26 protein-coding genes are annotated in these 26,394 nt (G+C 67.5%); 8 read left to right on the forward strand and 18 right to left on the reverse strand.

The window, feature by feature from the left end; all coding sequences use genetic code 11:
- Positions 1-418: 418 nt before the first annotated feature.
- Both C882_RS15550 and C882_RS15555 read right to left on the reverse strand, forming a co-directional pair.
- Entirely contained in the window at positions 419-877 is a 459-nt protein-coding gene (locus C882_RS15550) for a bactofilin family protein (RefSeq protein ID WP_009541597.1), read from the reverse strand.
- Positions 861-2,354: a M23 family metallopeptidase gene (locus tag C882_RS15555; RefSeq protein ID WP_009541598.1), complete on the reverse strand. Its 1,494-nt coding sequence runs from the start codon at positions 2,352-2,354 to the stop codon at positions 861-863. Before C882_RS15555 ends, C882_RS15550 begins: the two co-directional genes overlap by 17 nt.
- A 67-nt stretch (positions 2,355-2,421) precedes the next feature.
- On the opposite strand from C882_RS15555, the gene C882_RS15560 reads away from it, so the two are divergent.
- Together C882_RS15560 and C882_RS15565 are read left to right on the forward strand one after the other, a co-directional pair.
- Positions 2,422-3,192 carry a phosphatidylglycerophosphatase A family protein gene (locus C882_RS15560; RefSeq protein ID WP_236262702.1) on the forward strand — a complete coding sequence of 257 codons (771 nt, stop codon included), beginning with the start codon at positions 2,422-2,424 and terminating at the stop codon, positions 3,190-3,192.
- A gap of 27 nt (positions 3,193-3,219) precedes the next feature.
- Entirely contained in the window at positions 3,220-3,750 is a 531-nt protein-coding gene (locus C882_RS15565) for a CinA family protein (protein WP_009541600.1), read from the forward strand.
- A gap of 576 nt (positions 3,751-4,326) precedes the next feature.
- Here the strand turns inward: C882_RS15565 and C882_RS15570 are convergent.
- From C882_RS15570 to C882_RS15600, 7 genes are all read right to left on the reverse strand, one after another.
- On the reverse strand, positions 4,327-4,806 hold the full coding sequence (locus C882_RS15570) for a type II toxin-antitoxin system RatA family toxin (RefSeq protein ID WP_009541601.1): 480 nt from the start codon (positions 4,804-4,806) through the stop codon (positions 4,327-4,329).
- A 9-nt stretch (positions 4,807-4,815) separates the two neighbouring features.
- Positions 4,816-5,811 carry a lipoyl synthase gene (lipA, locus tag C882_RS15575; RefSeq protein WP_009541602.1) on the reverse strand — a complete coding sequence of 332 codons (996 nt, stop codon included), beginning with the start codon at positions 5,809-5,811 and terminating at the stop codon, positions 4,816-4,818.
- 7 nt (positions 5,812-5,818) lie between these two features.
- Entirely contained in the window at positions 5,819-7,222 is a 1,404-nt protein-coding gene (lpdA, locus tag C882_RS15580; RefSeq protein ID WP_009541603.1) for a dihydrolipoyl dehydrogenase, read from the reverse strand.
- Positions 7,223-7,253: 31 nt separating this feature from the next.
- A complete protein-coding gene (locus C882_RS15585; protein WP_009541604.1) occupies positions 7,254-8,612 on the reverse strand; it encodes a pyruvate dehydrogenase complex dihydrolipoamide acetyltransferase in 1,359 nt (452 codons plus the stop codon).
- A gap of 24 nt (positions 8,613-8,636) precedes the next feature.
- Positions 8,637-10,103, reverse strand: a complete 1,467-nt coding sequence (locus tag C882_RS15590) for a pyruvate dehydrogenase complex E1 component subunit beta (protein WP_009541605.1) — start codon at positions 10,101-10,103, stop codon at positions 8,637-8,639.
- A gap of 24 nt (positions 10,104-10,127) precedes the next feature.
- Positions 10,128-11,144: a pyruvate dehydrogenase (acetyl-transferring) E1 component subunit alpha gene (gene pdhA, locus C882_RS15595; RefSeq protein WP_009541606.1), complete on the reverse strand. Its 1,017-nt coding sequence runs from the start codon at positions 11,142-11,144 to the stop codon at positions 10,128-10,130.
- A gap of 374 nt (positions 11,145-11,518) precedes the next feature.
- On the reverse strand, positions 11,519-11,827 hold the full coding sequence (locus tag C882_RS15600; protein ID WP_009541607.1) for an FtsB family cell division protein: 309 nt from the start codon (positions 11,825-11,827) through the stop codon (positions 11,519-11,521).
- Positions 11,828-11,982: 155 nt separating this feature from the next.
- On the opposite strand from C882_RS15600, the gene C882_RS15605 reads away from it, so the two are divergent.
- A complete protein-coding gene (locus tag C882_RS15605; protein ID WP_009541608.1) occupies positions 11,983-12,633 on the forward strand; it encodes a CatB-related O-acetyltransferase in 651 nt (216 codons plus the stop codon).
- Between the two features lie 28 nt (positions 12,634-12,661).
- Here C882_RS15605 and C882_RS15610 read toward each other — a convergent pair whose 3' ends face one another.
- On the reverse strand, positions 12,662-13,234 hold the full coding sequence (locus tag C882_RS15610) for a TetR/AcrR family transcriptional regulator (protein ID WP_009541609.1): 573 nt from the start codon (positions 13,232-13,234) through the stop codon (positions 12,662-12,664).
- 169 nt (positions 13,235-13,403) lie between these two features.
- Between C882_RS15610 and C882_RS15615 the strand changes: the two genes are divergently transcribed.
- Positions 13,404-14,255 (forward strand): NAD(P)H-binding protein, encoded by an 852-nt coding sequence (locus tag C882_RS15615; protein WP_009541610.1) that lies wholly within the window; start codon positions 13,404-13,406, stop codon positions 14,253-14,255.
- Between the two features lie 72 nt (positions 14,256-14,327).
- Here C882_RS15615 and eno read toward each other — a convergent pair whose 3' ends face one another.
- Positions 14,328-15,605 (reverse strand): phosphopyruvate hydratase, encoded by a 1,278-nt coding sequence (eno, locus tag C882_RS15620; RefSeq protein ID WP_009541611.1) that lies wholly within the window; start codon positions 15,603-15,605, stop codon positions 14,328-14,330.
- Positions 15,606-15,814: 209 nt separating this feature from the next.
- On the opposite strand from eno, the gene C882_RS15625 reads away from it, so the two are divergent.
- Both C882_RS15625 and C882_RS15630 read left to right on the forward strand, forming a co-directional pair.
- Positions 15,815-16,003: a type II toxin-antitoxin system HicA family toxin gene (locus C882_RS15625; protein WP_043645969.1), complete on the forward strand. Its 189-nt coding sequence runs from the start codon at positions 15,815-15,817 to the stop codon at positions 16,001-16,003.
- A gap of 30 nt (positions 16,004-16,033) precedes the next feature.
- The gene (locus C882_RS15630; RefSeq protein ID WP_009541613.1) at positions 16,034-16,426 is read left to right on the forward strand and encodes a type II toxin-antitoxin system HicB family antitoxin; all 393 of its coding nucleotides are present in this window, start codon (positions 16,034-16,036) and stop codon (positions 16,424-16,426) included.
- Position 16,427: 1 nt separating this feature from the next.
- Here the strand turns inward: C882_RS15630 and kdsA are convergent, their stop codons facing one another.
- The 4 genes from kdsA to tpiA all read right to left on the reverse strand — a co-directional run bounded on the left by kdsA (position 16,428) and on the right by tpiA (position 20,512).
- On the reverse strand, positions 16,428-17,279 hold the full coding sequence (gene kdsA / locus C882_RS15635; RefSeq protein ID WP_009541614.1) for a 3-deoxy-8-phosphooctulonate synthase: 852 nt from the start codon (positions 17,277-17,279) through the stop codon (positions 16,428-16,430).
- A gap of 161 nt (positions 17,280-17,440) precedes the next feature.
- The gene (locus C882_RS15640; RefSeq protein WP_009541615.1) at positions 17,441-19,069 is read right to left on the reverse strand and encodes a CTP synthase; all 1,629 of its coding nucleotides are present in this window, start codon (positions 19,067-19,069) and stop codon (positions 17,441-17,443) included.
- A gap of 144 nt (positions 19,070-19,213) precedes the next feature.
- Complete coding sequence (gene secG, locus C882_RS15645) at positions 19,214-19,582, reverse strand: preprotein translocase subunit SecG (RefSeq protein WP_009541616.1); 369 nt, start codon at positions 19,580-19,582, stop codon at positions 19,214-19,216.
- Positions 19,583-19,756: 174 nt separating this feature from the next.
- On the reverse strand, positions 19,757-20,512 hold the full coding sequence (gene tpiA, locus C882_RS15650; protein ID WP_009541617.1) for a triose-phosphate isomerase: 756 nt from the start codon (positions 20,510-20,512) through the stop codon (positions 19,757-19,759).
- A gap of 176 nt (positions 20,513-20,688) precedes the next feature.
- Between tpiA and C882_RS15655 the strand changes: the two genes are divergently transcribed.
- Both C882_RS15655 and trpE read left to right on the forward strand, forming a co-directional pair.
- The gene (locus C882_RS15655; protein ID WP_009541619.1) at positions 20,689-22,575 is read left to right on the forward strand and encodes a SurA N-terminal domain-containing protein; all 1,887 of its coding nucleotides are present in this window, start codon (positions 20,689-20,691) and stop codon (positions 22,573-22,575) included.
- Between the two features lie 84 nt (positions 22,576-22,659).
- Positions 22,660-24,159, forward strand: coding sequence for an anthranilate synthase component I (trpE, locus tag C882_RS15660; protein WP_009541620.1), 1,500 nt, complete (start codon positions 22,660-22,662; stop codon positions 24,157-24,159).
- 50 nt (positions 24,160-24,209) lie between these two features.
- Here the strand turns inward: trpE and C882_RS15665 are convergent, their stop codons facing one another.
- The 3 genes from C882_RS15665 to C882_RS15675 form a co-directional block, all read right to left on the reverse strand.
- The gene (locus C882_RS15665; protein WP_009541621.1) at positions 24,210-24,869 is read right to left on the reverse strand and encodes a hypothetical protein; all 660 of its coding nucleotides are present in this window, start codon (positions 24,867-24,869) and stop codon (positions 24,210-24,212) included.
- Positions 24,866-25,156, reverse strand: a complete 291-nt coding sequence (locus tag C882_RS15670) for a hypothetical protein (RefSeq protein ID WP_043645972.1) — start codon at positions 25,154-25,156, stop codon at positions 24,866-24,868. The genes C882_RS15665 and C882_RS15670 overlap by 4 nt, the downstream gene beginning before the upstream one ends.
- A gap of 111 nt (positions 25,157-25,267) precedes the next feature.
- Complete coding sequence (locus C882_RS15675) at positions 25,268-26,311, reverse strand: NADP(H)-dependent aldo-keto reductase (protein ID WP_009541623.1); 1,044 nt, start codon at positions 26,309-26,311, stop codon at positions 25,268-25,270.
- Between the last annotated feature and the right edge of the window lie 83 nt (positions 26,312-26,394).

Below are 26,394 nucleotides of genomic sequence, written 5' to 3' on the forward strand. Positions count from 1 at the left end.
CGCGATGACGCCGCGGCTTCTACACCATCTCCTGGGACACGATCTCAGTCCGACAAAAGGAAAGGATGCAAGGAAGCCACGGCCTCCCTCGCGCTCCCGCGTCGAGTGGGGATGGCGCACGAAGGCGGCCACCGGCCCCTCACCTCCAAACAAATCGGGAGCGCGAGGAGCCGTGCTCCTCGCAAAAACCCTATCGCGTGCAGCGCGACGCGGCCGTTGCACGGCGGGCGCTGATGATTTTCGTTACACCGCTTGCCTGGCGCCTTGGTGTCTTAGTGGTTCCCAAACACCCGCCAGCCGCCTAAGCCGCAGCCCCGCCGTCAGCACACCGCGGCGTCGCCGCACCCCCGTCAGCCACGAAAAAAGGCGAGAGCGGCCAACGCCCTCGCCTTGTTTCCTCAGAACCCGCCGCAGCCGATCAAGCGATCTTGGCCGGCTCCTTGTCCTCGTCCGTCTTATCCTTGGCGTCATCGGCCAGCCGCAGGTTGGCGGTGGTGGTGCTGACGTCCTGGAGGCGGCGGCAGTGGCCTTCCATGAAAGCGCCCGGCTCGATGGCGAGGCTCTCGTGGATGATGTCGCCCACCATGTGCGACGTCGATGCCAGGTAGACCGACTTGGCGCGGACCTGACCCGAAACGGACCCATGGATGCGCACATCGTCTGCAGTGACCTCGCCGGTCACGCTGCCGTTGACGCCGATGACCAGCGAGCGGCATTCGATGTCGCCCTCGATGGTGCCGTCGACCTGGATCTCGCCCTGGCTGACAAGGTCGCCAGTGATCGACAGGTCGGCGCTGATGATGGAGGGCACCGACTTCGTCGGGGCCGTGTCGATCCGCCCGTTGTGGGCGGGCGGGGTCTTAGCCTTTGAAAACATCGCTGCCGGCCTTGATGAACAACATGGGATCGTGGGGCTCGCCGTTGACGAGCACCTCGTAGTGAAGGTGGGCGCCGGTGGACCGGCCGCTGTTGCCCAGCAGGCCGATTTCCGTGCCCGTCTCGACCGTCTGGCCCTTTTTGACCAGCACCTTGGCCATGTGGCCGTAGCGGGTGCGCAGGCCGTTGCCATGGTCAATCTCGACCAGGCGACCATAACGACCGCGCCAGCCGGCGTAAACAACCTTTCCGGGGCCCGGTGCGACAATGGGAGACTTGTAGTGACTCACCATGTCCAGGCCTTCGTGCACCGCGGCGCGTCCGTTGATGGGGTCCGAGCGCCGCCCGAAGGTGGAGCTGATGCGGTATCCCGGCTTCATGGGCTCGGCCAGCGGCATGGTCGAGGTCAACCGGCGCAGAACATCCAGGCGGTCGAGCTTCAGGTGGGCGTCGTTCATGCTCTGCTTGAGCGGATCGGCCTCTTCGCCCTCGGGAACGCTGGGCACGAAGGGGCCGCCGGTGCCGAAGCGCTTCTGCGTCTTGGTGACAAGCGCGTCAAGGTCGATGCCGGTGGAAGACAGCGCGGTCTCCACTTCCTCGATCTTGTCGCCGGCGAGATCGGTGAAGCGCGTGAACAGTTCGATCTGCGAGCGCTCCATGCCGGCGATGGTTTTCTCCAGCGCGTCGACCCGCTTGCGCATGGCTTCGCGCTGGGCCGTCGCCAAGTCGCGCTGCAGGACCACGCGGCGGAGTTCCACCTCGATGCTGTCCAGGTCCGTTTCGATGATGTCGCCGCCGCGTTCCGCCTGGCCGAGGTCCTTTTCCAGGCGTTCCAGTTCCTGGCGCAGGGCGTCGCGCTCGCGGGAGGCGCGGGCGCGGCGGATCTCGACCGCGCCCATCTCCTCGACCAGGTCCGAGGCGTCCATGGAGGCCAGCGCGACGGGCGGCGCGACCTCGCCGTCACCGCCCACCGAGGCGGCCGTGACGATCTCGCTCTTCAGCTTCTTGATCTGGCCGGCCAGGTCGGCGCTCTTGCGCTCGATGGCGTCGCGCTCCTGCGCCGTGGAGGCCAGTTCGCGCTCCATGCTCTCAAGCCGGGTGTCCAGGGTGAGGTTCTGGTCCACCAGCGAAAGGATGTGCGCGTGGTTGCGCTCCAGGCTGTCGGTGATGCCGGCGATTCGCTCCTTGTAGACCGACACCTGCGCCAGCAGGCCCTTGTAGGCCGAGCGCACGCGATCCACTTCCTCGTTCTTCGCGGAAATGATCTGCTCGTGCCCGACGAACATGGCCGATGAGAACGCCATCCAGCCGCCCACGGCCAGTCCGGCGGCGAACACGGCCACCTGACTGGCGGAAGACAGCTTGAGGGACCGGACCCGTTCGCCTGAGCGAACGATGATCTGGCGTTCCGGGAACCAGCGACGCAGCGTGAGGCGCGCTTTGGAGACGTTGCGCTCTTGCGGATCGAATTGCGACATGGGCTTCCTGTTGCGACTCTCTCACCGGCCTGAGAAGGGGTGTGCCGCACCACGACGTTGCCACGTCGTGCCGGGCCTGTCCGTGACGGTGATCACCACCGGCACCGACGGGTCACGAACAGAAACGCTTCCCCGGTACCCCCTCGCCCTGTTCATTCTTTCAGCGGCGCACCGGGCATTCCCGCAAACATCCGGCCGAACCCTCGACCTGGCCGTCGCGATGCGGCATGGTAGCGCCGCCTTTCTCAAGGCGCGGGTACTTTATCCGTCGTTTCAGGAACGGTGCAAGAAAAACCGCCCCGCGTTCAGTCCGAAGGAACCGATGTCCACCACGTTCGATCCCTTGCACGCGCGGGACCCCAGCCGGCATCGCCGACCGCCCCAGCCTCTTGGGCTGACCCTTGTGGTCACCTGGTTCGGCGCCGGGCTGTCACCGGTGATGCCCGGCACGGCCGGCTCTCTGGCGGCCCTGCCCTTCGCCGCCGCCATCGCATGGTTCGGCGCGCCCTGGATGCTGGTGCCCGCCGCGCTGCTGGTGTTCGCCATCGGTGTCTGGGCGTCGGATGTGTACTGCAAGCGCGCCGGCGTGAAGGACCCGGGGCTCATCGTCATCGACGAGGTGGCGGCACAGTGGCTGACTCTTTCGGTCACGCCGGTCGCCTTCTGGCCCTACGTGATCGGCTTCGTGCTGTTCCGCATCTTCGACATGGCCAAGCCGTGGCCGGTCAGCTGGGCGGACCGCCACGTCGGCGGCGGATTCGGTGTGATGGTCGACGATCTGCTGGCCGGCGCCTATAGCACGGGAGCGCTGTGGCTGGTTCTGACGTTTCTTCTTTAACTCATTGACCACACGAGGATTTCCCGAATGAGCCATCCCGGCGAAGTGCTCGACAAGGGCCTGATGGACCTGGCGACGGCCGTGCTGGACAGCTGCGTCGCCGCCCGCACCCACTTGGCGACGGCCGAAAGCTGCACCGGCGGCCTGATCGCCGGGTGCCTGACCGCCATCGCGGGGTCGTCGAGCGTCATGGACCGGGGCTTCGTCACCTACTCCAACGAGGCGAAAACCCAGATGCTGGGCGTGCCGGCCGATATCATCGAGGCCAACGGCGCCGTCAGCGAGCCCGTGGCGAAGGCCATGGCCTCCGGCGCGCTGGAGCGGGCGCCGGTGGGGATCGCGGTATCGGTCACCGGCGTCGCCGGGCCGGGCGGTGGATCGGAAGAAAAGCCGGTCGGCACCGTCTGGATCGGGCTCGCGCGGGAAGGCAAGGAAGCCTATGCGCGCCGGTTCAACTTCGACGGCGACCGCTCGGCGGTTCGCAAGCAGAGCATCGCGGCGGCGTTGCAGATGGTGTTGGACGAATTGCGGAGGGATCGGCCGGGGGGAGTTGCTTGAGCGCCTGACGGCCCTCGGGCTGCCGCCATCACCCGTCGCGCGCCTTCGGTGCGACCCCGCCCGGAGGCGGAAGCCTCCGGGCCTCCACTTTTTTGAGCCTTGGCGAAAGAAGTTGGGGCGGCGCCGGTAACCATTCCACGATGGGAGCGCGGCAGGATGGTTAGCAGCATAGGTGGATTCCTGCCTTCGCAGGAATGACGGGTATTTTATCTTTATATAAAAAGGACTTACCAAGTCCGCCGCCCAGAAAAAGAGTTGGCCGCGTGCCCCAGAGGCGTCGCAAGGGCGGCCAATGGCGTACCCGGCCCCGCGCTTCCGCAGGCGCGACGGTTATTTAAGTGATTGTTACAGAAGAAAAGTATTCGTCATTCCCGCGAAAGCGGGACTCCACAGGCGGCGCTAGACACCCTGCCGAGCCCCCGCAAGAAAGCGTCTGGCGATTTCTTGACAGCCTCGAAATCTAGACGTCCAACGTGCCCCCACTTACCGAGAGCGCGAGGGTGCGGCGTTCTCGCGGGCGGGTTTGAGGCGCCCAAGGCCCAAGCGGCACGCAGCGGCACATCCACGCCGGCCGCCCTACCGAATCGTCCCGCCCTTCTCCAGCACCTTGCTCTTGCCCTCGCGCGGGCCGTAGAGCTGCTGGGCGCGTTTCTCGAAGGCCGCCACCATGCGGGCGACGGCTTCCGAAAACAGGGCGCCGATGATCTTCTGCAGGAAGGCGGAGCGGAACTCGAAGTCGACGTAGAAGTCGATGGTGCAGCCGCCGTCGGACTCCAGGAAGACCCAGTGGTTGTTCAGGTACTTGAACGGGCCTTCGGTATAGGTGACGTCGATGCGGCACGTCTCCGGCGACAGGGCCACCCGGCTGGTGAAGCGTTCGCGCACCATCTTGAAGCCGATGACGAGGTCCGCCCAGAACACATGCCCCTCGCGGCGCTTGATGCGCGCCGCCAGGCACCACGGCAGAAACTCCGGGTACTTCTCCACGTCCGCCACAAGGTCGTAAAGCTCTTGTGGCGTGTACGGCAGGAAGCGTTTCTCGGCGTGTGTCGGCATGGGCCGGCCCTACTCCGCCGCCGGGGCGGCCTGGCCCAGCGCCTTCATGCGCGCGGCCTTGAGCTGCTCGTAGTCGCGGTCGGCGTGGTAGGAGGACCGGGTCAGCGGCGTCGCCGAAACCATCAGGAAGCCCTTGGCGCGCGCCATGCGGGCATAGTCCTCGAACTCCGCCGGCGTGACGAAGCGGTCCACCGGCGCGTGCCTGGGCGTCGGCTGGAGATACTGGCCGATGGTGATGAAATCCACCTTGGCCGACCGCAGGTCGTCCATCACCTGGAAGACCTCTTCCTTCGTCTCACCCAGGCCCACCATGATGCCCGACTTGGTAAAGATGTCGGGCGCGGTGTCCTTGGCCATTTCCAGCAGCCGCAACGAGCCGAAGTAGCGCGCGCCCGGCCGGATGGACGGGTAGAGGCGCGGCACCGTCTCCAGGTTGTGGTTGAAGACGTCGGGCCGGGCCTCCGCCACGCGCTTGATGGCCCCTTCCTTGTTGCGGAAGTCGGGGGTGAGGATCTCGATGGTGGTGCCCGGCGCGTGCTCGCGCACCGCCTCGATCACCTTCACGAAATGCGCCGCCCCGCCGTCTTCCAGGTCGTCGCGGTCGACCGACGTGATGACCACGTGCCGCAGGTGCATCTCGCCCACGGCCTCAGCCACATTGCGCGGCTCGTCGGGGTCGAGGCGGTTGGGCATGCCGGTCTTGATGTTGCAGAACCGGCAGGCCCGCGTGCAGGTATCGCCCATGATCATCACCGTCGCGTGCCGGTTCTTCCAGCACTCGCCGATGTTGGGGCAGGCCGCTTCCTCGCACACCGTGTTCAGCGACAGCCGCCGCATGAGCTGGCGCGTCTCGCCATACTCCTTGGAGGTCGGCGCCTTGACGCGAATCCAGTCCGGCTTGCGCTGATACCCCGACGTCCGATTGGGAGCGGACGACGTGGTTTCGGCGCCGCCTTCGGACGACGTCGGGGAAGCGGGGGCGGTGGTGGTCGGCTCGTCGGTCATGATGCCCTTAGAAATGGATCGCCTTGCCATAGGCGTCAAGCACGGACTCGTGCATCATCTCGGACAACGTCGGATGCGGGAAGATGGTGTGCATCAGCTCCTCCTCCGTCGTTTCCAGCGTCTTGGCGATGGAGTAGCCCTGGATCAGCTCCGTCACCTCGGCCCCGACCATGTGGGCGCCCAGCAGTTCGCCGGTCTTGGCGTCGAAGACGGTCTTCACCAGGCCGTCGGGCTCGCCCAGCGCGATGGCCTTGCCGTTGCCGACGAAGGGGAAGCGGCCGACTTTCACCTCGTGGCCCTTCTCCTTGGCCTTGGCCTCGGTCAGACCGACGGACGCCACCTGCGGATGGCAGTAGGTGCAGGCCGGGATGTGCTCGCGGTTGATGGGGTGCACGCCCTCCATCCCCGCGATCTTCTCCACGCAGACGATGGCCTCGTGACTGGCCTTGTGCGCGAGCCACGGCCCCTGCACCAGGTCGCCGATGGCGTAGACGCCGGGCGTGCCGGTGCGGCAGTAGCCGTCGACCTGAAGGAAGCCGGCCTTGTCCTGCTCCACCTTCACCTTGTCCAGGCCGATGTTCTCGATGTTGGGCTGGATGCCGACGGCCATGATGACGCGGTCGACGGTGATCTCGGATGTCTTGCCGTTCTCGTCGAGGACGGCGGTGACCTCGCCCTTGCCCTTCTTCAGCTCGGCGACCTTGGTCTTGGTCTTGATCTTGAGCCCGTCCTTCTTCAGCGCCTTTTCCAGGAACGCCGAGATTTCCGGGTCTTCGGCGGGCGTGATGCGGTCCAGCAGTTCCACCACGGTCACCTCGGCGCCCATGGTGGAGAAGAAGCTGGCGAACTCGATGCCGATGGCGCCCGAGCCGACGACCAGCAGCTTTTTCGGCATGGTGTTGGGCACCAGCGCGTGCTTGTAGGTCCAGACCAGATCACCGTCGGCTTCCAGTCCGGGGAAGGTCTTGGCCCGCGCGCCGGTCGCCAGGATGATGTGCTTGGCGGAAATATCGGCGACAGCCTTGCCGTCCTTCTCCACCTTCACCTTGCCCTCGCCGGCCAACTGGCCGTGGCCGTCGAAGACCTGCACCTTGTTCTTCTTCAGCAGGTGCTTCACGCCGCTGGACAGCTGGTTGGCCACCCCGCGCGAGCGCTTCACCACCGCTTCCAGGTCGAACCCGATGTCGCCCGCTTTCAGGCCGAAGTCCTTGGCGTGCTTGAAGGTGCGGTAGATGTCGGCGGTGCGCAGCAGCGCCTTGGTCGGGATGCAGCCCCAGTTGAGGCAGATGCCGCCCAGGTGCTCGCGTTCCACGATGGCGGTCTTCATGCCCAGCTGGGCGGCGCGGATGGCGGCGACGTAGCCGCCGGGGCCCGCCCCGACGACCACGAGATCGAACGTGTTCTCAGCCATGTCGATGGTCTCCTTCGTCGCGTGGCCGCGCTTACAGCATGATGGACAGCGGGTCCTGGACGATCGCCTTGAAGGCGGCCAGGAATTCCGCGCCCACCGCGCCGTCGACCACGCGATGGTCGACCGAAAGCGTGCAGGTCATCATGGTGGCGATGGTCAGTGCGCCGTCCTTGACGATGGGGCGCTGCTCGCCGGACCCGACGGCCAGGATGCAGCCCTGCGGCGGGTTGATGATGGCCGAGAACTCGCGGATGCCGTACATCCCCAGGTTCGAGATGGAGAACCCGCCGCCCTGGTATTCCTCGGGCTTGAGCTTGCCGTCGCGGGCGCGCTTGGCGAGGTCCTTCATGTCGTTGGAGATGGTCGCCAGGCCCTTCTGGTCGGCCTTCTTGATGATGGGCGTGATCAGCCCGCCCTCGGTCGCGACCGCCACCGAGACGTCGATGTCCTCCCAGTAGAGGATGCCCTCGTCGGTCCAGGTGGCGTTGGCGGCCGGGACCTTCTTCAGCGCGGCGGCCACGGCCTTGATGATGAGGTCGTTCACCGACAGCTTGTAATCGCCGTCCGCCTTGGCATTCAGGCGCTTGCGCAGGTCCAGCAGTTCGTCGATCTCCAGGTCCACCGTCAGGTAGAAGTGGGGGACGGTCTGCTTGGATTCGCTCAGGCGCTTGGCGATGGTCTTGCGCATGCCGGAGTTGGGCTCCAGGCGATACGGGCGACCCATGGCGACCTGTTCAGGCGTCGCCGACGCGGCGGCCTTGGCGGCGCCCGGCGCCTGCGGAGCGGCCGCGACGGGCTCGCCCTTGGCCGGCGCGGCGGCGGGAGCGGCCTTGCCCACGCCCTCGGCCTTGGCCTTCTCGATGTCAGCCTTCACGATGCGGCCCTTGGGGCCTGTGCCCTTGATCTGGCCCAGGTCCAGGCCGGCGTCCTTGGCCATGCGCCTGGCGAGCGGGCTCGCGAAGATGCGGCCGCCGCCCTTGCCGCCGGACGGCTTGGAGGGCGCGGCCGATTCGGCGGGGGCCGGTGTGGCCGCAGCACCCTCCATGGCGGGCTTGGGCGGGCTTTCGGGCTGCGGCGCCTCAAGCTTCGCCTCGCCACCACCAGCGCCGGCCGGGGCCTCGGCCTTGTCGATCGCGCTTTCGTCCTCGCCTTCCTCCAGCAGGATGGCGATGGGCTGGTTCACGGCCACGCCCTCGGTGCCTTCGTCCACGAGGATCTTGCCGATGGTGCCCTCGTCGACCGCCTCGAACTCCATGGTGGCCTTGTCGGTCTCGATCTCGGCGATGATGTCGCCGCTCTCGACCGTGTCACCTTCCTTCTTCAACCATTTCGCCAGCTTGCCCTCCGTCATGGTGGGCGACAGCGCCGGCATCAGGATCTGGGTCGCCATGTGCCTTGTCTCCTTCCGCCGGAATTACTTGTAGAGCACGGCCTTGGCGCCGTCCCGGATGGTTTCGGGCTGCGGCAGGGCCAGCTTTTCCAGGTTCGCGGCGTAGGGCATGGGCACGTCGGCGCCGGTGACGCGCTTGACCGGCGCGTCCAGCCAGTCGAAGCACTGCTCCATCATGACCGCACTGATCTCCGACCCGATGCCGGCGACCGGCCAGCCTTCCTCCACCGTCACGATGCGGTTGGTCTTCCGCACGCTGGCGATGATGGTGTTGATGTCCATGGGGCGGATGGTGCGCAGGTTGATGACCTCCGCCTCGATGCCTTCGTCGGCCAGCAGCGCCGCGGCGTCCAGCGAGACACCGACCATGCGCGAGTAGGAGACGATGGTGACGTCCTTGCCCTCGCGCTCGATCTTGGCCTTGCCGATGGGCAGCACGAAGTCCTCGACGTCGGGCACGTCGAAGCTTTGGCCGTACATCATTTCGTGTTCCAGGAACACCACCGGGTTGGGGTCGCGGATGGCGGCCTTGAGCAGGCCCTTGGCATCCGCCGCCGACCACGGCGCCAGCACCTTCAGGCCGGGGCAGTGGGCGTACCACGAGGCGTAATCCTGGCTGTGCTGGGCGGCCACGCGGCTCGCCGCGCCGTTGGGGCCACGGAAGACCATGGGGCAGCCCATCTGGCCGCCGGCCATGTAGAGGGTCTTGGCCGCCGAGTTGATGATCTGGTCGATCGCCTGCATGGCGAAGTTGAAGGTCATGAACTCGACGATGGGCCGCAGGCCGCCGAACGCGGCACCCACGCCCAGGCCGGCGAAGCCCTGCTCGGTGATCGGCGTGTCGATGACGCGCTTGGAGCCGAACTCGTCCAGCAGCCCCTGGGTCACCTTGTAGGCGCCCTGGTACTCGGCCACTTCCTCGCCCATGAGGAAGACCTTCTCGTCCTTGCGCATCTCCTCGGCCATGGCATCGCGCAGGGCCTCGCGCACGGTCTGGCGCTTGAACGTATCGTAGGTGGGCTCGGCCTCCATGTAGGGGGCGTAGGCCGTGGTGGTGTCGATCACCGGCTCCATCAGGTCGCCCGTTTCCGGCTGCGCGGCCGGCGGTTCGTTGCGGCCCGAGGGGTACTGCTGCCTGTCGTCGGCCGGCTGCGGCGTGGTGGCGCCGGCCTCGGCCTGCGGCTCGTGCTTTTCCGCGGGCGCCTCGGCGGCCTTGGCGGCCAGGTCCTCGACGGCGGAGGCGTCGTCGCCCTCCTCCAGCAGAATGGCGATGGGCTGGTTGACCTGGACACCTTCCGTGCCCTCGTCGACCAGGATCTTGCCCATGGTGCCCTCGTCGACCGCCTCGAACTCCATGGTGGCCTTGTCGGTCTCGATCTCGGCGATGATGTCGCCGGCGGCGATCTCGTCGCCCTCCTTCTTGAGCCACTTGGCCAGCTTGCCCTCCGTCATGGTCGGCGAGAGGGCGGGCATCAGGATTTCAGTAGCCATTGGTCTTCGCTCGCTCCTATCGCCTCAGAGGTCTACCAGCACTTCGGTGTACAGCTCGGCCGGGTCGGGTTCCGGGCTGTTCTGCGCGAACTCGGCGGCCTCGGCGACGATGCCCTTGATCTCCTTGTCGATCTGCTTGAGGTCGTCCTCGCTCATGCCGGCCTCTTCCATGAGGCGCTTGCGGAGGTTGTCGATGGGGTCGCGTTCCGACCGCATCTTCGACACCTCTTCCTTGGTGCGGTACTTGGCCGGGTCGGACATGGAGTGGCCGCGGTAGCGGTAGGTTTCCATCTCCAGGATGTAAGGGCCGTTGCCCTCGCGCACCCAGTCGACCACGCCCTGCGTCTCCTTGCGGACGTTGACGACGTCCATGCCGTCCACCGCCTTGCCGGGAATGCCGTAGGCGTGGCCGCGCTCGTGCAGGTCGGGATTGGCGGAGTGGCGGGCGACCGAGGTCCCCATGCCGTACTTGTTGTTCTCGATGACGTAGATCACCGGCAGCTTCCACAGGGCGGCCATGTTGAAGCTTTCGTAGACCTGGCCCTGGTTCACCGCGCCGTCACCCAGGTAGCAGTAGGTGACGCCGTTGTCCTCGTTGTACTTGTGGGAGAACGCCAGCCCCGTGCCCAGCGGCACCTGGGCGCCGACGATGCCATGGCCGCCGAAGAAGCCCTTCTCGCGGCTGAACATGTGCATGGAGCCGCCCTTGCCCTTGGAATAGCCCCCGCGCCGGCCCGTCAGCTCGGCCATCACGCCCTTGGGGTCCATCTGGGTCGCCAGCATGTGGCCGTGGTCGCGGTAGCTGGTGATGATGGTGTCACCCGGATTGGCGCAGGCCTGCACGCCGACGACGACGGCCTCCTGCCCGATGTAGAGGTGACAGAACCCGCCGATCAGGCCCATGCCGTACAGCTGACCCGCCTTCTCCTCGAAGCGGCGGATCAGAAGCATGTCGCGGTAGTAGGCCTTGAGATCGTCGGGGGTGATGGAAACGTCGCCCTGGCGGGCAGAGGACTTGGGCTTGCGGCGTTGGGTGGCCATGGTTCCTCCCCGAAATGACGGTCGGTCCGCGTGGTGCGGCCGGTTGGTCCCTCTGAAACTACGCATCACGGCGCGTTTTTCAAGGGCGCGGTGTGTGTAAGCCCTTGTTTTGCAACGCACAAAGACTGCTTAACTGATTTTCAGTTAAGCCACTGTTCAAGAACGGGAATGAGTCACTCCGCATGGCGAGGCGGGACATTCGCGGTCGCGAAAGAGCGGCCGGACATGCTGAAAACTTCACGAAACGTGTAATTCAACGCACACTTATGACCGTCCGTTGCGGCGGCCGATCCACCCGCACGGGTAGGTTGGGACAGGTACAGGGGCTTTGTGCGTGCACGGCGCGGCGCCTTGCGGCCGAAATGGTGCGCGAATCAGAAACGATCGAGGGGAATGATGCGCTCGTCCGGGCGGCCCATGTTGAGCATGATGCGCGCGCGTTCCTCGAGCATGTCCGGGTCCATGCTGTCGGGCCGCAGAAGGCTGACCCGGCTTTCCAGGCGCTCCTTGCGGGCGCGGATTTCGGACAGCGTGTCCTCGGCCTTGACGATCTCGTTCTTCAGGTGCACCCAGGCAATGAGCCCACGGTCGCCCTGCACGATGTGGTAGCTGAAATAGACCACCGCGCCCATCCCCACCAGGGGAGCGACGGCATAGCGCAGGCGGCGGCGTATTTCGTTCATCAGGACCATCGTCATAGAGAATCACGCCGCGACTCGGGCGTCAACTCCCGTAACGCCAGCAATATCAACGAGTCGGAAGGTGTTGCCGAGGGGACTCACCCGAAGGGGTGATATACCATCCGTCGAAGATCGCAACCCCGCGCCAGGAGGCGCTCATGCCCGCCGACCCAGCACTCATCCCGCCCGACCCCATGACGCCCTACCCGCTGCCGGGCATCCGGCGCGTGGGCTTTCTCAAACCGCTTCTGGACAACCCGCTGATCGATGTGGGCGAGTACACCTACTACGACGATCCCGACGGGCCGGAGACGTTCGAGAAGAACGTTCTCTACCACTTCGACTTCATCGGCGACCGGCTGGTGATCGGCCGGTTCTGCGCCATCGCGTGGAAGGCGACCTTCGTCATGAACGGCGGCAACCATCGCACTGGCGGCATCAGCACCTTCCCCTTCCCCATCTTCGGCGGCGGCTGGAGCGATCGGCACGACGGCGAAATGGACTTCCCGCACAAGGGCGACACCGTCATCGGCCACGACGTCTGGCTCGGCCATGACTGCCTTGTGATGCCCGGCGTCACCATCGGCCACGGTGCCATCGTCGCCGCCCGCGCGGTGGTGACGGAGGACGTACCGCCCTATGCCGTGGTCGCCGGCAACCCCGCCCGCATCCTCCGCCGCCGCTTCTCCGATGCCGACGTGGATACGCTGCTGCGGGTGGCCTGGTGGGACTGGCCGGTTGAGACGATCACCAAACACCTGACGCTGATCTCTGGCGGAGACGTGGCGGCGCTGGCGGCGGTGGGTTGAAGGGAGGGCGGCGAACCCCGGAGGGGTCTCAACCACCCTCCCCCGTCACCAGCGCCCGCCGGCCCAAGCGCTTCATGTCCGCCACGTAGGCGTCCTGCGACCAGCCGCAGTCCCGCACCAGGTGCTCCCACGTCCGCACCGACAGCAGGGTCCAGAGCACATCCGTCGCGCGAACCTCGTCCAGCGACGGGTCGAGCACCCCGTCCCACGCCAGCGCCGCGACCGCCGCCGCGCAGCCTTCCCGCATGGCTGCCATCCGGTCCGCCCAGGCGGCGCGCGCGGCCTCGTCCGTGTCGGCCATGGCCATGAGCGCGCGGCCGACGCCGTAAATCGTTGGGATATAGCCGCCCCACGCCTCAATGTAGGCCTCCAGGCGCTCGATCCCGCCCGTCGCCGCCCGACTGGCCGCCAGCCGGGCGGCGACGCCCGAACGCGCGTCGATGAAGCGTGTCGTGGCGATCAGCAGTTCCGCCCGGTTGGGAAAGTGCAGATACAGCGCCTGACGGCTGATGCCGGCTTCCCTCGCGATGTCGCTCATCCGCACCTGCATGCCCGGCCCGCGCTCCAGCAGGCGCCAGCAGGCGGCCAGAACCCGCTCCACCGTCTGACCTTCTCTGCCCGTACCGTCCCTTGAACCCACCGTTCTCTCCCGACCGATTGCCGAAGCCGCCCCATCCTTCCGATACACTTGACACAGTGTCAAGAGAGGCGCAGCTTGACACGGCGTCAAGTTGACATCGTGTCAAGCGAACCAGGATCAGGAGGACCTCATGCCGAACACCCCCGTTCCGGGCCGCAAGCCCCTCACCCTCATTCTCGGCGGCACGGGCAAGACCGGCCGCCGCGTCGCCGAGCGGCTGACCGCGCGCGGCTGGCCCGTGCGCATCGGCTCCCGCAGTGCCGCCCCGGCCTTCGACTGGCAGGAGCCTTCGGGCTGGGATGCGGTGCTGGAGGGCGTCGGCGCCGTCTACGTCAGCTACGCCCCGGATTTGGCCGTGCCGGGCGCGACCGAGGCCGTGCGGACGCTGGTGGAGAGGGCGCGGGCGGCCGGCGTCCAGCGCCTCGTCCTGCTGTCCGGTCGCGGAGAGGCGGAGGCCCAAGCGTGTGAGGCCATCGTGCAGGATTCAGGGCTCGCCTGGACCGTGGTGCGGGCAAGCTGGTTCAACCAGAACTTCTCGGAAGGGGAATTCCGGGGCATGGTCCAGGGTGGCGAGATCACCCTTCCCGCCGGCGACATCGGCGAACCCTTCGTGGATGCCGACGATATCGCCGATGTCGCCGCCGCCGCCCTGACGGAAGACGGCCACGCCGGCGAGGTCTACGAGGTGACCGGCCCGCGCCTGCTGACCTTCGACGACGTGGCGCGCGAACTCGCGGCGGCATCGGGCCGCGAGGTGCGCTTCACCCGCATCCCCAAGGACGCCTTCGCCCAGGCCGTCGCCGCCTCGGGCGCGCCGGCGGATGTGGCGTGGCTGCTGGACTACCTGTTCTCCACCGTGCTGGACGGCCGGAACGCCCAGGTCTGTGACGGTGTGGAACGCGCCCTCGGCCGTCCGCCCACCGACTTCAGCACCTTTGCGCGCCGGGCCGCGGCCACGGGTGCCTGGAGCGCCGCCGCCTGACGGCACCCGCAAAGAGAAAGGGCGGCACCCGCAGGCGCCGCCCTTCCCTCTGCTTCGGCGTGTCACCGCGCCTCAGGTGCGCAGGACGCCGCGGCCCATGAACACGGCGGCGGTGTCCAGTTCTTCCTCGATGCGGATGAGCTGGTTGTACTTGGCCATGCGGTCGGTGCGCGACAGCGAGCCGGTCTTGATCTGGCCGCAGTTGGTGGCGACCGCGATGTCGGCGATGGTCGCGTCCTCGGTCTCGCCCGAGCGGTGCGACAGGACGGCCGTGTAGTTGGCCTTGTGCGCCATCTCGACGGCTTCCAGCGTCTCCGAGAGGGTGCCGATCTGGTTGACCTTCACCAGGATGGAGTTGCCCACGCCCCTGGCGATGCCGTCGGCGAGACGCTCGGGGTTGGTGACGAACAGGTCGTCGCCCACCAGCTGCACGCGGTTGCCGATCGTGTCGGTCAGCATCTTCCAGCCTTCCCAGTCGTCCTCGGACATGCCGTCCTCGATGGACAGGATGGGGAAGCGGTTGCACAGGTCTTCCAGGTACTTGACCATGCCCTCGCGGTCGAGGCTCTTGCCCTCGCCCTTCATCTCGTACTTGCCGTCCTTGAAGAACTCGGACGACGCGGCGTCCAGCGCCAGCATGATGTCGTCGCCCGGCTTGTAGCCGGCGGCCTCGATGGCCTGCATGATGAAGGTCAGCGCCTCTTCCGAGGACTTCAGGTTGGGGGCGAAGCCGCCCTCGTCGCCGACGTTGGTGTTCAGGCCGGCGGCCGACAGCTTCTTCTTCAGGTTATGGAAGATCTCGGCGCCCATGCGCACGGCCTCGGCGATGCTGCCGGCCGACACGGGCATGATCATGAATTCCTGGATGTCGATGGGGTTGTCGGCGTGCTCGCCGCCATTGACGATGTTCATCATCGGCACCGGCAGGGTGTGCGCGAACGCGCCGCCGATGTAGCGGTAGAGCGGCAGGCCGGCCTCCTCCGCCGCCGCCTTGGCGACGGCCAGCGACGTGCCCAGGATGGCATTGGCGCCCAGGCGGGCCTTGTTGGGGGTGCCGTCCAGGTCGATCATGGTCTGGTCGATCACCAGCTGCTCTTCGGCTTCCATGCCCGACAGCGCCTGGAAGATTTCGCCGTTGACGCTGTCCACGGCCTGCAGCACGCCCTTGCCCAGGTAGCGGCCCTGGTCCTTGTCGCGCAGCTCCACGGCCTCGTGCACGCCGGTGGAGGCGCCCGACGGAACCGCGGCACGCCCGAAGGCGCCGCTTTCCAGGATCACGTCGACCTCGACGGTGGGATTGCCGCGGCTGTCGAGAATTTCGCGGCCGTGGATGTCGATAATGGCAGTCATGGTGAGTCCAGCCCCTGAAATAGAATTGGGTGGGTCTTGAAACCGTGTCCGTCATAGCCCCACGAAGGGCGCTTGGCAAGGCAACGTCCCGCGACAAAACGCGGAAAGGGCCACTTCCGTGGCAGCACGCCGCCTCTGGCCTGCGATACACAAAAGTGTGTATAGTACGGACAGAGGTCGAAACCGCGCGAGATGGGACGCGCCGCGTGATGACCAGCCGCGAGGTGATGCGTGCCTTGAAGGCGGATGGATGGGTGGTGGTCGACCAGGTGGGCAGCCACGTCCAGCTCAAGCACCCGACCAAGCCGGGCCGCGTGACCGTGCCTCACCCCAAGCGCGACCTCAAGATCGGAACGCTGAAAAGTATTGAAAAACAAAGCGGTGTGCGGCTGCGCTAAGGCGCCGCACCGGCTTTAGGAGCAAGGTCCATGCACTGCACCTATCCCGCCGTGATCGAAACCGACGACGAGGGCGGCTTCAGCGCCTACTTTCCCGACCTGCCCGGCTGCGCGGCGGCGGGCGAGACGGTCGAGGCGTGCTATGCAGACGCCGGCCCCGCACTTGCACTGCACCTGCGCGGCATGATCGCCGACGGCGAGCCCCTCCCGCCGGCGACGACGCTGCATGCCGTGACGCCCGACCCAGACGTGCGCGTGGCCGCCGTCCTGCTGGTCTCGGCGGACGTCTCCGGCAAGCGCACGCGCATCAATGTGACCATGGACTCGGCGGTGCTTGCCGCCATCGACGCCGTCACCACCAACCGAAGCGCCTTCCTCGCCGACGCGGCGATGGAGGCATTGAAGCGGCGGTCGTCCGCCTAGGTCAGAGAACCACCGGATGCCGCTTGGCGATGCCGTCGATCTCCTTCAGCAGCGCCAGGATGGGCTCCAGGCCCGACAGCGGGATCATGTTGGGGCCGTCCGACGGCGCGTTGTCCGGGTCCGGGTGCGTCTCCATGAACACGCCCGCGATGCCCACCGCCACGGCCGCGCGGGCAAGCACCGGAGCGAACCGGCGGTCGCCGCCAGAGCTGCCGCCCTGCCCGCCCGGCTGCTGCACGCTGTGGGTGGCGTCGAAGACCACCGGCGCGCCCGTGTCGTGCGCCATCTGCGGCAGGCCGCGCATGTCGGTGACCAGCGTGTTGTAGCCGAACGACGCACCGCGCTCGGTCACGATCACCTTCTCATTGCCACTGCCGTCCAGCTTGGCGACGACGTTCTTCATGTCCCACGGCGCCAGGAACTGGCCCTTCTTGACGTTGACCACCGCGCCCGTCTCGGCGGCGGCGACCAGAAGGTCGGTCTGGCGGCACAGGAAGGCCGGGATCTGCAGAATATCCACCACCTCGGCCACCGGCAGGCACTGCTCGCGCTCGTGAATGTCGGTGAGCACCGGCAGGCTCAGGCTCTCGCGGATTTCGGCGAAGACCGGCAGCGCCTTCTCCAGCCCCAGGCCGCGACGGCCGCCCAGGCTGGTGCGGTTGGCCTTGTCGAAGCTGGACTTGTAGACCAGCGGCATGCCCACCCGCGCCGCGATTTCCTTCAGCGCCGATGCCGTCTCCAGCGCGTGGTCGCGGCTTTCCATCTGGCAGGGGCCGGCGATCAACGCCAGCGGCAGGTCGTTGCCGAAGGTCACCGACCCGGCGGAAACATGACGAATGGGGGCAGCGGTCATGTCGTGCATCCTCTGAGACAGATACGGGGGCTTCCGCCCCCGATCCCCCGTTTGGGAGGCACAGCCTCCCAAACCCTCCAGTTTCTTTCAAAAGAAGTGGAGGTCCGGAGGCTTCCGCCTCCGGCGGGGTGCGGGGCTGGCCCCGCGCGCGAAGCGCTTATTTAAACCAGCCGCGACCGATCCACCGCCGCCTTTACGAAGGCGGTGAACAGCGGGTGCGGGTCGAAGGGCTTGGACTTCAGTTCCGGGTGGAACTGCACGCCGATGAACCACGGGTGGTCCGGGTTCTCGACGATTTCCGGCAGCACGCCGTCCGGCGACATGCCCGAGAACATCAGCCCCGCCTCTTCCAGCTTCTCGCGATAATTGATGTTGACCTCGTAGCGGTGGCGGTGGCGCTCGAAGATGCGCTCCTTGCCGTAGACCTCGCGCACCAGAGAGCCTTCCTTCAGGTGGCACTCGTAGGCGCCCAGGCGCATGGTGCCGCCCAGGTCGTCGTTGGCGTTGCGGCGCACCAGCGTATTGCCCTGCAGCCACTCGGTCATGATGCCCACCAGCGGCTCGTCGGTCGGGCCGAACTCGCTGGAGCTGGCGTTCTCCAGGCCCGCCATGTTCCGCGCGGCCTCGATGACCGCCATCTGCATGCCGAAGCAGATGCCCAGGAACGGCACCTTGCGCTCGCGCGCGAACTGGGCCGCCTTGATCTTGCCCTCGGCCCCGCGTTCGCCGAACCCGCCGGGAATGAGAATGCCGGACACGTTTTCCAGATGATAGGCCGCGTCTTCCTTCTCGAAGATGGTCGCGTCCATCCACTCCAGCCTGACTTTGACGTTGTTGGCGATGCCGCCGTGGGTCATGGCCTCGGCCAGGGACTTGTAGCTGTCGAGCAGCGAGGTGTATTTGCCGACGACGGCGATGGTCACCTCGCCCTCGGGCTTGGCGACGCGCTCGGTCACCCGCTCCCACCGCGACAGGTCCACCACGGGTGCGGCCTCGATGCCGAAGTGCTTGAGCACCTGGATGTCGAGCTTTTCCTGGTGGTAGGAAATCGGCACCTCGTAGATGGAGCCCACATCCAGCGCCGGGATGACGTTCTCGTACGGCACGTTGCAGAACAGCGCGATCTTGCGGCGCTCGCCGTCGGGGATCGGCCGGTCGGCCCGGCACATCAGGATGTCGGGCTGGATGCCGACGCTCAAGAGTTCCTTGACCGAGTGCTGGGTCGGCTTGGTCTTCAGTTCGCCGGCGGTCGGGATGTAGGGCAGCAGGGTCAGGTGCACGAACAGCGTGCGCTGCGGCCCCAGCTCGTTGCCCAGCTGGCGGATGGCCTCCAGGAACGGCAGGCCCTCGATGTCGCCCACCGTGCCGCCGATCTCGATCAGCATGAAGTCCTCGTCCTCCACGTCGGAAAGGACGAAGGTCTTGATGGCGTCGGTGACGTGGGGAATGACCTGCACGGTGCCGCCCAGGTAGTCGCCCCGGCGCTCCTTGGCGAGCACGTTGGAGTAGATTTTGCCCGTGGTCACGTTGTCGGACCGGCGCGACGGCACACCCGTGAACCGCTCGTAGTGCCCCAGGTCCAGGTCAGTCTCGGCCCCGTCGTCGGTGACGTAGACCTCGCCGTGCTGGGTCGGGCTCATGGTGCCCGGGTCGACGTTCAGGTACGGGTCCAGCTTGCGCAGGCGCACCTTGTACCCGCGCGCCTGCAGAACGGCGCCCAGCGCCGCCGAGGCCAGGCCCTTGCCCAGCGAGGAGACCACACCACCGGTGATGAAGATGAAGCGCGTCATGGGAGCGTACCCTAACCTCGAATCGGAACGCGCCGCCGCGCGCATGTCCGCCGGCGGGCGTGGTTCTTCTTGACGGGCCGCCAAGACAACCGGCGGCTTGAAACGGCGGGAGGCGGCCCCGGGGCCGCCTCCGTCAGCGGATGATCAGTCGCCGGCGATGGGCGCCTGCGGCTCGGCCGGTACCGCCGGAGCCTCACCCTCGCCCGGAACGGCCGGAACCGGCGTCGGGTCGATGGGCGCGTCTTCCAGAATGGCGTCGGCGCGCGAGCCGCCCTCATTGGCGAGCAGCGCCAGCGTCATGCTGGTGGCGAAGAAGGCAGCGGCCAGGATGCCGGTGGTGCGGGTCAGCGCGTTGCCGGCGGCACGGCCGCTCATCAGGCCGGCGCCACCGGCGCCGCCGCCACCACCGCCGCCGCCCATGCCGAGCCCGCCGCCTTCGGACCGCTGCAGGAGGATCAGCCCGACCAGCGCGATGCAGATCAGCAGGTGGATGACGAGGACTACTGTGATCATCGGTCTCTTCTAAACCCAAATGCGGACGCGGGCCGTGCCAGAAAAGGGAGGACGGCCCCGTCCGCGGTGTCTGTTGGTGCGTTGGACGCTGTTTTAGTGCGCCGCGCCGCTCAAGGCCAGATGAAATGTCATCGAAAGGCCATTCAAGCGGCCCGGCACACCCTTTCAGCCGGTTCAGCCCGCCGCCTTGGCGATGGCCCAGAAGTCTTCGACCTTGAGGCTGGCACCGCCGACAAGGGCGCCGTCCACGTCGGTCAGGGCCAGCAGTTCCTCGGCATTGGCCGGCTTGACCGAGCCGCCGTAGAGGATGCGCAGGCGGTTGGCCTCGCTGCCCAGCTTCTCGTGGGCCTTCTTGCGGATCTCGCCGTGCATTTCGGCCACGTCGTCGGGCGTGGCGGTCTTGCCGGTGCCGATGGCCCAGACGGGCTCATAGGCGATGACCGTGTTGTCGGGCGTCGCACCGTCCGGCAGGCTGTCCAGAAGCTGCCCGGAAACGACGGCCAGCGCCTCGCCGCGGTCGCGCTCGTCCTCGGTCTCGCCGATGCAGATGATGGCGGTCAGGCCGGCTGCATGGGCAGCCCCGGCCTTGGCCTTGACCACTTCGGACGACTCGGCGTGATCGGCGCGGCGCTCGGAGTGGCCGACGATGACGTGGGTCGCGCCGACGTCCTTCAGCATCCAGGCCGAGGTATCGCCGGTGTGGGCGCCCTTCTCGTTCTGGTGGCAGTCCTGGCCGCCCACAAGAAGGGTTGAGGCTGTGGACGCGGCGGCGACGTCGGCCACCAGCGTCATCGGCGGGCACACCAGCATGTCGAAGGGCTGATCGCCCTCGCGGAGGTGGGCGATCAGCCCCTCCACCAGCTTGAGCCCGTCGGCGCGAAGGCCGTTCATCTTCCAGTTGCCGGCAATCAGGGGACGGCGCGCGGTCATGTCAGGTCGATCCCTCCTAGATACGGGTGGGGTTTGCTCTACCACAGGCCGCAACGCTTGACCACAGGGCGCGGAGGCGCAGGGCCCGCCATTTTCTCCGGTTGCCGGGGCCGGACGCGGCCCTTAAGATGCCCGCCAAACCTGATTTTCCACAAGTACGGATACTCCCCCGCACCATGCTCGACGCGCTTCGCAGGGGTGCCAGCAAAGGCCCCGCCAAGGTTCTCTTCATTCTCCTGATCTTCAGCTTCGGCATCTGGGGCATCGGCGACGTGGTGCGCGGTGTCGGCGGCGACGCGCCGGCCATTGAAGTGGGCGATGTGGAGGTGTCGCCGCAGACCGTCCAGGCCGCCTTCCAGCGCGAGGTGGAGCGCCTGCGCGGCGTCCTCGGCCCCGAGATCACCGCCGAACGCGCCCGCGACCTCGGCGTGGTGGACCAGGTGATCGCCCAACTGGCGCGGCAGGCCGTGGTCGACGCCGCCGCCGCCGACCTGGGCGTGCAGCCCGCGCCCCAGGACCTGCGCCAGCGCATCACCGAGATTCCAGCCTTCCAGAACCAGCAGGGCCAGTTCGACCGCGACCTGTTCCGCCGCGTCCTGGCGCAGAACAACCTGACGGAAGAGCAGTTCCTGCGCGGCCTGAGCCAGGACCTGACGCGCGAGGCGCTCCTGAGCACGGCCGCGGCCGGCGCGGTGGCGCCCCAGCCCCTGGTGGTGCCGCTGTTCGAGCGTGTGGCCGAGGAGCGCCAGGCCGCCGTGCTGCGCGTGCCGGATGCGGCGCAGGAGCTGCCGCCGGTCCCCGCCGACCCGGAACTGCGCACCGTCTACGACGAGAACATCGATGCCTTCACCGCCCCGGAATACCGCACCCTGACGGCGCTGGTCATGCGCCCTTCCGACCTGACCGACGAGGTCAACGTCACCGACGAGGAACTGCGCGCCGAATACGAGGCCATGCTGCCTCAGCTTGAACAGGCCGAGCAGCGCGTGATCTCGCAGGTGCTGGTGGGCGACGAACAGACCGCCCGCGCCGTGGCTGAAGCCGCCCGGGGCGGCGCGACGCTGGCGGACGCCGCCGAGCAGGCCGGCGCTCCGGCGCCGCTGGACCTGGGCGCGATGACCGCCGACACCCTGCCCCCCAGCGCCGCCGACGTGGTCTTCGCCATGGAGGAAGGCGCCGTCAGCGATGCCGTGCAGACGCCCATCGGCTGGCACGTCTTCCACGTCGCGGAAATCCTCGGCGGCGAGACTCCGTCGCTGGAGGACGTGCGCGACCAGGTGCGTGAACGGGTCGCCGCCGACAAGGCCATCGACGTGCTCTACGACCTGACCGCCGATGTCGAGGACGCCCTCGGCGGTGGCGCGACGCTGGAGGAAGCGGCACGGCAGTCCAACCTGGAGCTTCTGACCATCCCCGCCGTCGATCCGCAGGGCCTCGGCCCCGAGGGTGCGCCGGTCGCCGCCCTGCCCGAGGAAGAGATCTTCCTGAACACCGCCTTCTCGCTGGAGGCCGGTCGCGAATCGCTGCTGGAAGAGATCGGCCGGGGCTTCTTCATCGTGCGGGTTGACGAGATCACGCCGCCGCAGCCCCGCCCGTTCGAGGACGTGCGCGAGGACGTGATCGCCCTGTGGCAGGCCGAAACCCGCCAGACCCTGTCGGAGGAGACCGCGCGCGGCCTCGCCGACCGTATCCGCGAGGGCGCCCGCCTGCCGGCGCTGGCCGAGGAAGCGGGCCTGCCGCACGGCACGACCCAGCCCTTCCGCCGCGATGCCCAGGGCCTGCAGACGCCCGCGGGCCCGCTGCCCGCCGCCGCCGTGGCGGAGCTGTTCCAGGCCGATGCGCCGGGGGCCGTGGCGGTCGCGCGCGGCCGGGACGGCTGGATCGTCGCCAAGCTGACGGACATCCTGCCCGTCGAGCAGCCGACCCAGGCCCAGGGCTTCGAGCAGGTGCGGACGGAAATCCGCCGCGGCCTGGCCGACGACCTGTCGACCCAGTTCCTGGAGGCCTTCGCCGACCGCTATGGCGTGAAGGTCGACCGGGCGCTGATTGACCGCACCCTGTAATCCCCGACCCGCGGGGCCGCCCCTGAGGGTGGCCCCGCTCCTTCTTTGCCGCACCGCTCCGTCATCCCACCGCAGGACCGCTCCATGACCGCGCATCCCGACTTCGCCACCTTCTCCCGCCTCTACGAGCAGGGCGCGGCGCAGGTGGTCTGGCGCACCCTGGTGGCGGACCTGGAGACGCCCGTTTCGGCCTACCTCAAGCTCGCCGACGGACAGGCCATGAGCTTCCTGCTGGAAAGCGTGGAGGGCGGCGCCGTGCGCGGGCGCTATTCCATCATCGGGCTGAAGCCGGACCTGATCTGGCGCTGCCGAGGCGACGCCGCCGAGATCAACCGCTCGGCCCGCACCGACCCCGACGTCTTCCAGCCCGACGGCACCGCCTTCGACAGCCTGCGGCGCCTGATCGCGGAAAGCCGCATCGACCTGCCCGAAGCCCTGCCGCCCATGGCCGCGGGCCTGGTGGGTTACATGGGCTATGACATGGTGCGTCTGGTCGAGACCCTGCCGGACAGCAACCCCGACCCGCTGGGCATCCCCGACGGCGTCTTCATCCGGCCGACGCTGATGGCGATCTTCGACACCATCAAGGATTCGGTGACCCTGGTCACCCCCGTCCGCCCGCGCCAGGGCGTGGACGCGGCGGCGGCCTGGGAGCAGGCACAGGAACGCCTGGCCGACGCGGTGGCGGACTTCGAACGCTCCCTGCCCTATCGGCGCGAGCCCCTGCACCCGGGGACGGAGCGGCCGGAGCCGACCTCCAGCGTCACGCGCGAGCAGTTCCACGACATGGTCGCCAAGGCCAAGGACTACATCGTCGACGGCGACATCTTCCAGGTGGTGCTGTCGCAGCGCTACGGCCTGGACTTCAAGCTGCCGCCGTTTCAGCTCTACCGGGCGCTGCGGCGGACGAACCCGTCACCGTTCCTGTTCCACCTGGACATGGGCGGCTTCACCATCGTCGGCTCCAGCCCCGAGATCCTGGTGCGGCTGCGTGACGACACAGTGACCATCCGCCCCATCGCCGGCACCCGCAAGCGCGGCGCCACCCCGGCAGAGGACAAGGAACTGGCCGCCGACCTGCTGGCCGACCCCAAGGAACTGTCCGAGCACCTGATGCTGCTGGACCTGGGCCGCAACGACGTCGGCCGGGTGACCAAGGTGGGCACCATCAAGGTGACCGAGAAGATGGTCATCGAGAACTACAGCCACGTCATGCACATCGTCTCCAACGTCGAGGGCACCATCCGCCCCGAACTGGACGCCATGGACGCGCTGATGGCCGGCTTCCCCGCCGGCACCGTCTCGGGCGCGCCCAAGGTCCGTGCCATGGAGATCATCGACGAGCTGGAAGGGTTGCGCCGCAGCTTCTACGCCGGCGCCATCGGCTACATCGCGGCCAACGGCGGCATGGATACGGCCATCGCGCTGCGCACCGCGCTGGTCAAGGACGGAGTCATGCACATCCAGGCCGGCGCAGGCATCGTGGCCGACAGCGATCCCGAGAGCGAATACCAGGAGTGCGCCAACAAGGCCCGCGCACTGATCCGTGCGGCGGAAGAAGCGCTGACGTTCTCGTCGCGCTGAGGGCTCGGGCGGCGCGGCGAAGCGCGCAGATGGGAGGCTGACGCAGTCGGTCAGCCGGACTCGCTGGTTTCGGCGGCCTTGCTGACGTCCTGGAAGCGGCAGGTCTTGCCGCCGCGATACTGGGCATTGCTCAGGAGACGCAGGCCCTGGTGGGCGCAGATGCGCTCCTCCAGCCCGCAGGTCATCCAGGCGCCCAGGTCGGAGGCGCCCATCTCCCGCATCATGCGCAGATAGCCGCAGCCGCGGACGACCAGCGTGTCGTCGGAAGCCTCGGCGGCCTCCACCTGCACCGCCTCATCCCCGGCGGCCGGCGGGCGCGGCCCGTCGATGCCGTCGGCATCATCGTCGGCGGCGTCGGAGCGGCTGGCCGGAGCGACCTCGCCATGCACGGCGCGCAGGTCGCCGTCGTGCGCGAGGTAGGGTTCCAGTGCCTCCATGACGACGACGCGGATATGCTCCTCGGGTACGCCGGCATCGCGCAGGAAGCGCACGGCCGGCACCAGATGCGGCAGCAGCGCCTCGAGGAAATCGTTGGACGCCGGCACTTCGGGAAACTCGGGCGGAGTGACGTCCAGCGCGAACTGCTCCGCCAGCGGCGGCGGCAGGTGCCCGCGCACGGCGGCCATGATGGCCTTCAGAGCCGTCGCCAGATTGGCCCCGACATCCAGATTGATGACGCCCGAAGCGGTTTCGTCGTGGGAATGTGTCACGCCTTGGCCCATCCTTGTCGGAATACCAGCACCAGGATCGCCGGCACCAGGCAGAACGTCACGAAGTCGCGCGCGGCGGCACCCGCGTCATGCCCATATACCAACACGTCCGTCAGCTCCATCGCAAGGGAGATCAGCACGACTGGCAGCAATGTTGACCATTTCCCCACGTGCTGGCGGAACACGATGGCGGTCACCAACAGCACCACGAGTCCAAACACCAAATGGGTGAAATCGTTCCCGAAGGGAATAGCGCCAAAAAGGGAATGCTTGAAATCCAGGTACATGGCGAGGGACCTTAAGTCTGGGCGTGAACGGAGAACGGCCGCCGCAGTCTAGCCGCGACGGCCGCTTCCGTCTTCCCTTTCCTCGCCCGGACTACGCCCTTGGGCGGGCACTCAGGGCGCCGGGTTGGGGTTCCCGGCGTGGATGGCCTCGATGCCCTCCAGCACCGCTTCGGGCAGGTCCAGCCCCGCGGAGGCGATGTTGCTCTCAAGCTGTGCCATGGTGGTCGCACCGATGATGTTGGAGGTCACGAACGGCCGCGACGTCACGTAGGCCAGCGCCATCTGCGCGGGGTCCAGCCCGTGGTCCCGCGCCAGGGCCACATAGGCCTCCGTCGCCCCCACCGCGCGGGGCCTGGTGTAGCGGGTGTAGCGGTCGGGAAACAGCGTGATGCGGGCCCCCGGCGGCATGGCCCCGCCCAGGTACTTGCCCGACAGCGTCCCGAAGCCGAGCGGGCTGTAGGCGCACAAGCCTGCCTCTTCGCGGATGGAGCACTCGGCCATCCCCACTTCGTAGGACCGGTTGAGCAGGTTGTAGGGGTTCTGCACGCAGGCGACGCGCGGCAGCCCCCTGGTCTCCGCCAGATGCAGCGCGTGCATGAGGCCCCATGGCGTTTCATTGGAAAGGCCGATGTGGCGGATCTTGCCGGCCTCTTGCGCATCGGCCAGCACCGACAGGCTTTCCTCCAGCGCCACAGCGTCGTCATCGGGATCGTGGGTATAGCCGAGTTGGCCGAAGAAGTTGGTCTTCCGGTCCGGCCAGTGCAGGTAGTAGAGGTCGATCACGTCCGTCTGCAGCCGCGCGAGGCTGGCGTCCAGGGCGGCCGTGATGTTCGCCCGGTCCAGGCGATGACCGGGGCCGCGGAACCAGTCCATGGCCGGCGACGGGCCGACGACCTTCGACGCCACGATCACCTTGTCCCGCGTGCCGCGCGCCTTCATCCAACTGCCGATGATCTCCTCCGTCCGGCCCTGCGTCTCGCGCCGGGGCGTGACGGGGTACAGCTCGGCGGTATCCAGGAAGTTGACGCCGTGATCCAGCGCGTAATCAAGCTGGACGTGACCCTCGGCTTCCGTGTTCTGCTCTCCGAACGTCATGGTGCCGAGGCAGATGGCCGAGACGTTCAGGCCGGTGCGTCCAAGCGGGCGCGTTTCCATGCGGTGGTCCTCGTGAAATGGCTTGGTGAGACAATCGGGCGGGACCAGTAGAATGGGGGCGGTGAACGAGCGGCGCCAGCCCG

The sequence above is a fragment of the Caenispirillum salinarum AK4 genome (assembly GCF_000315795.1).
In the GTDB taxonomy this organism is placed as follows: domain Bacteria; phylum Pseudomonadota; class Alphaproteobacteria; order Rhodospirillales; family Rhodospirillaceae; genus Caenispirillum; species Caenispirillum salinarum.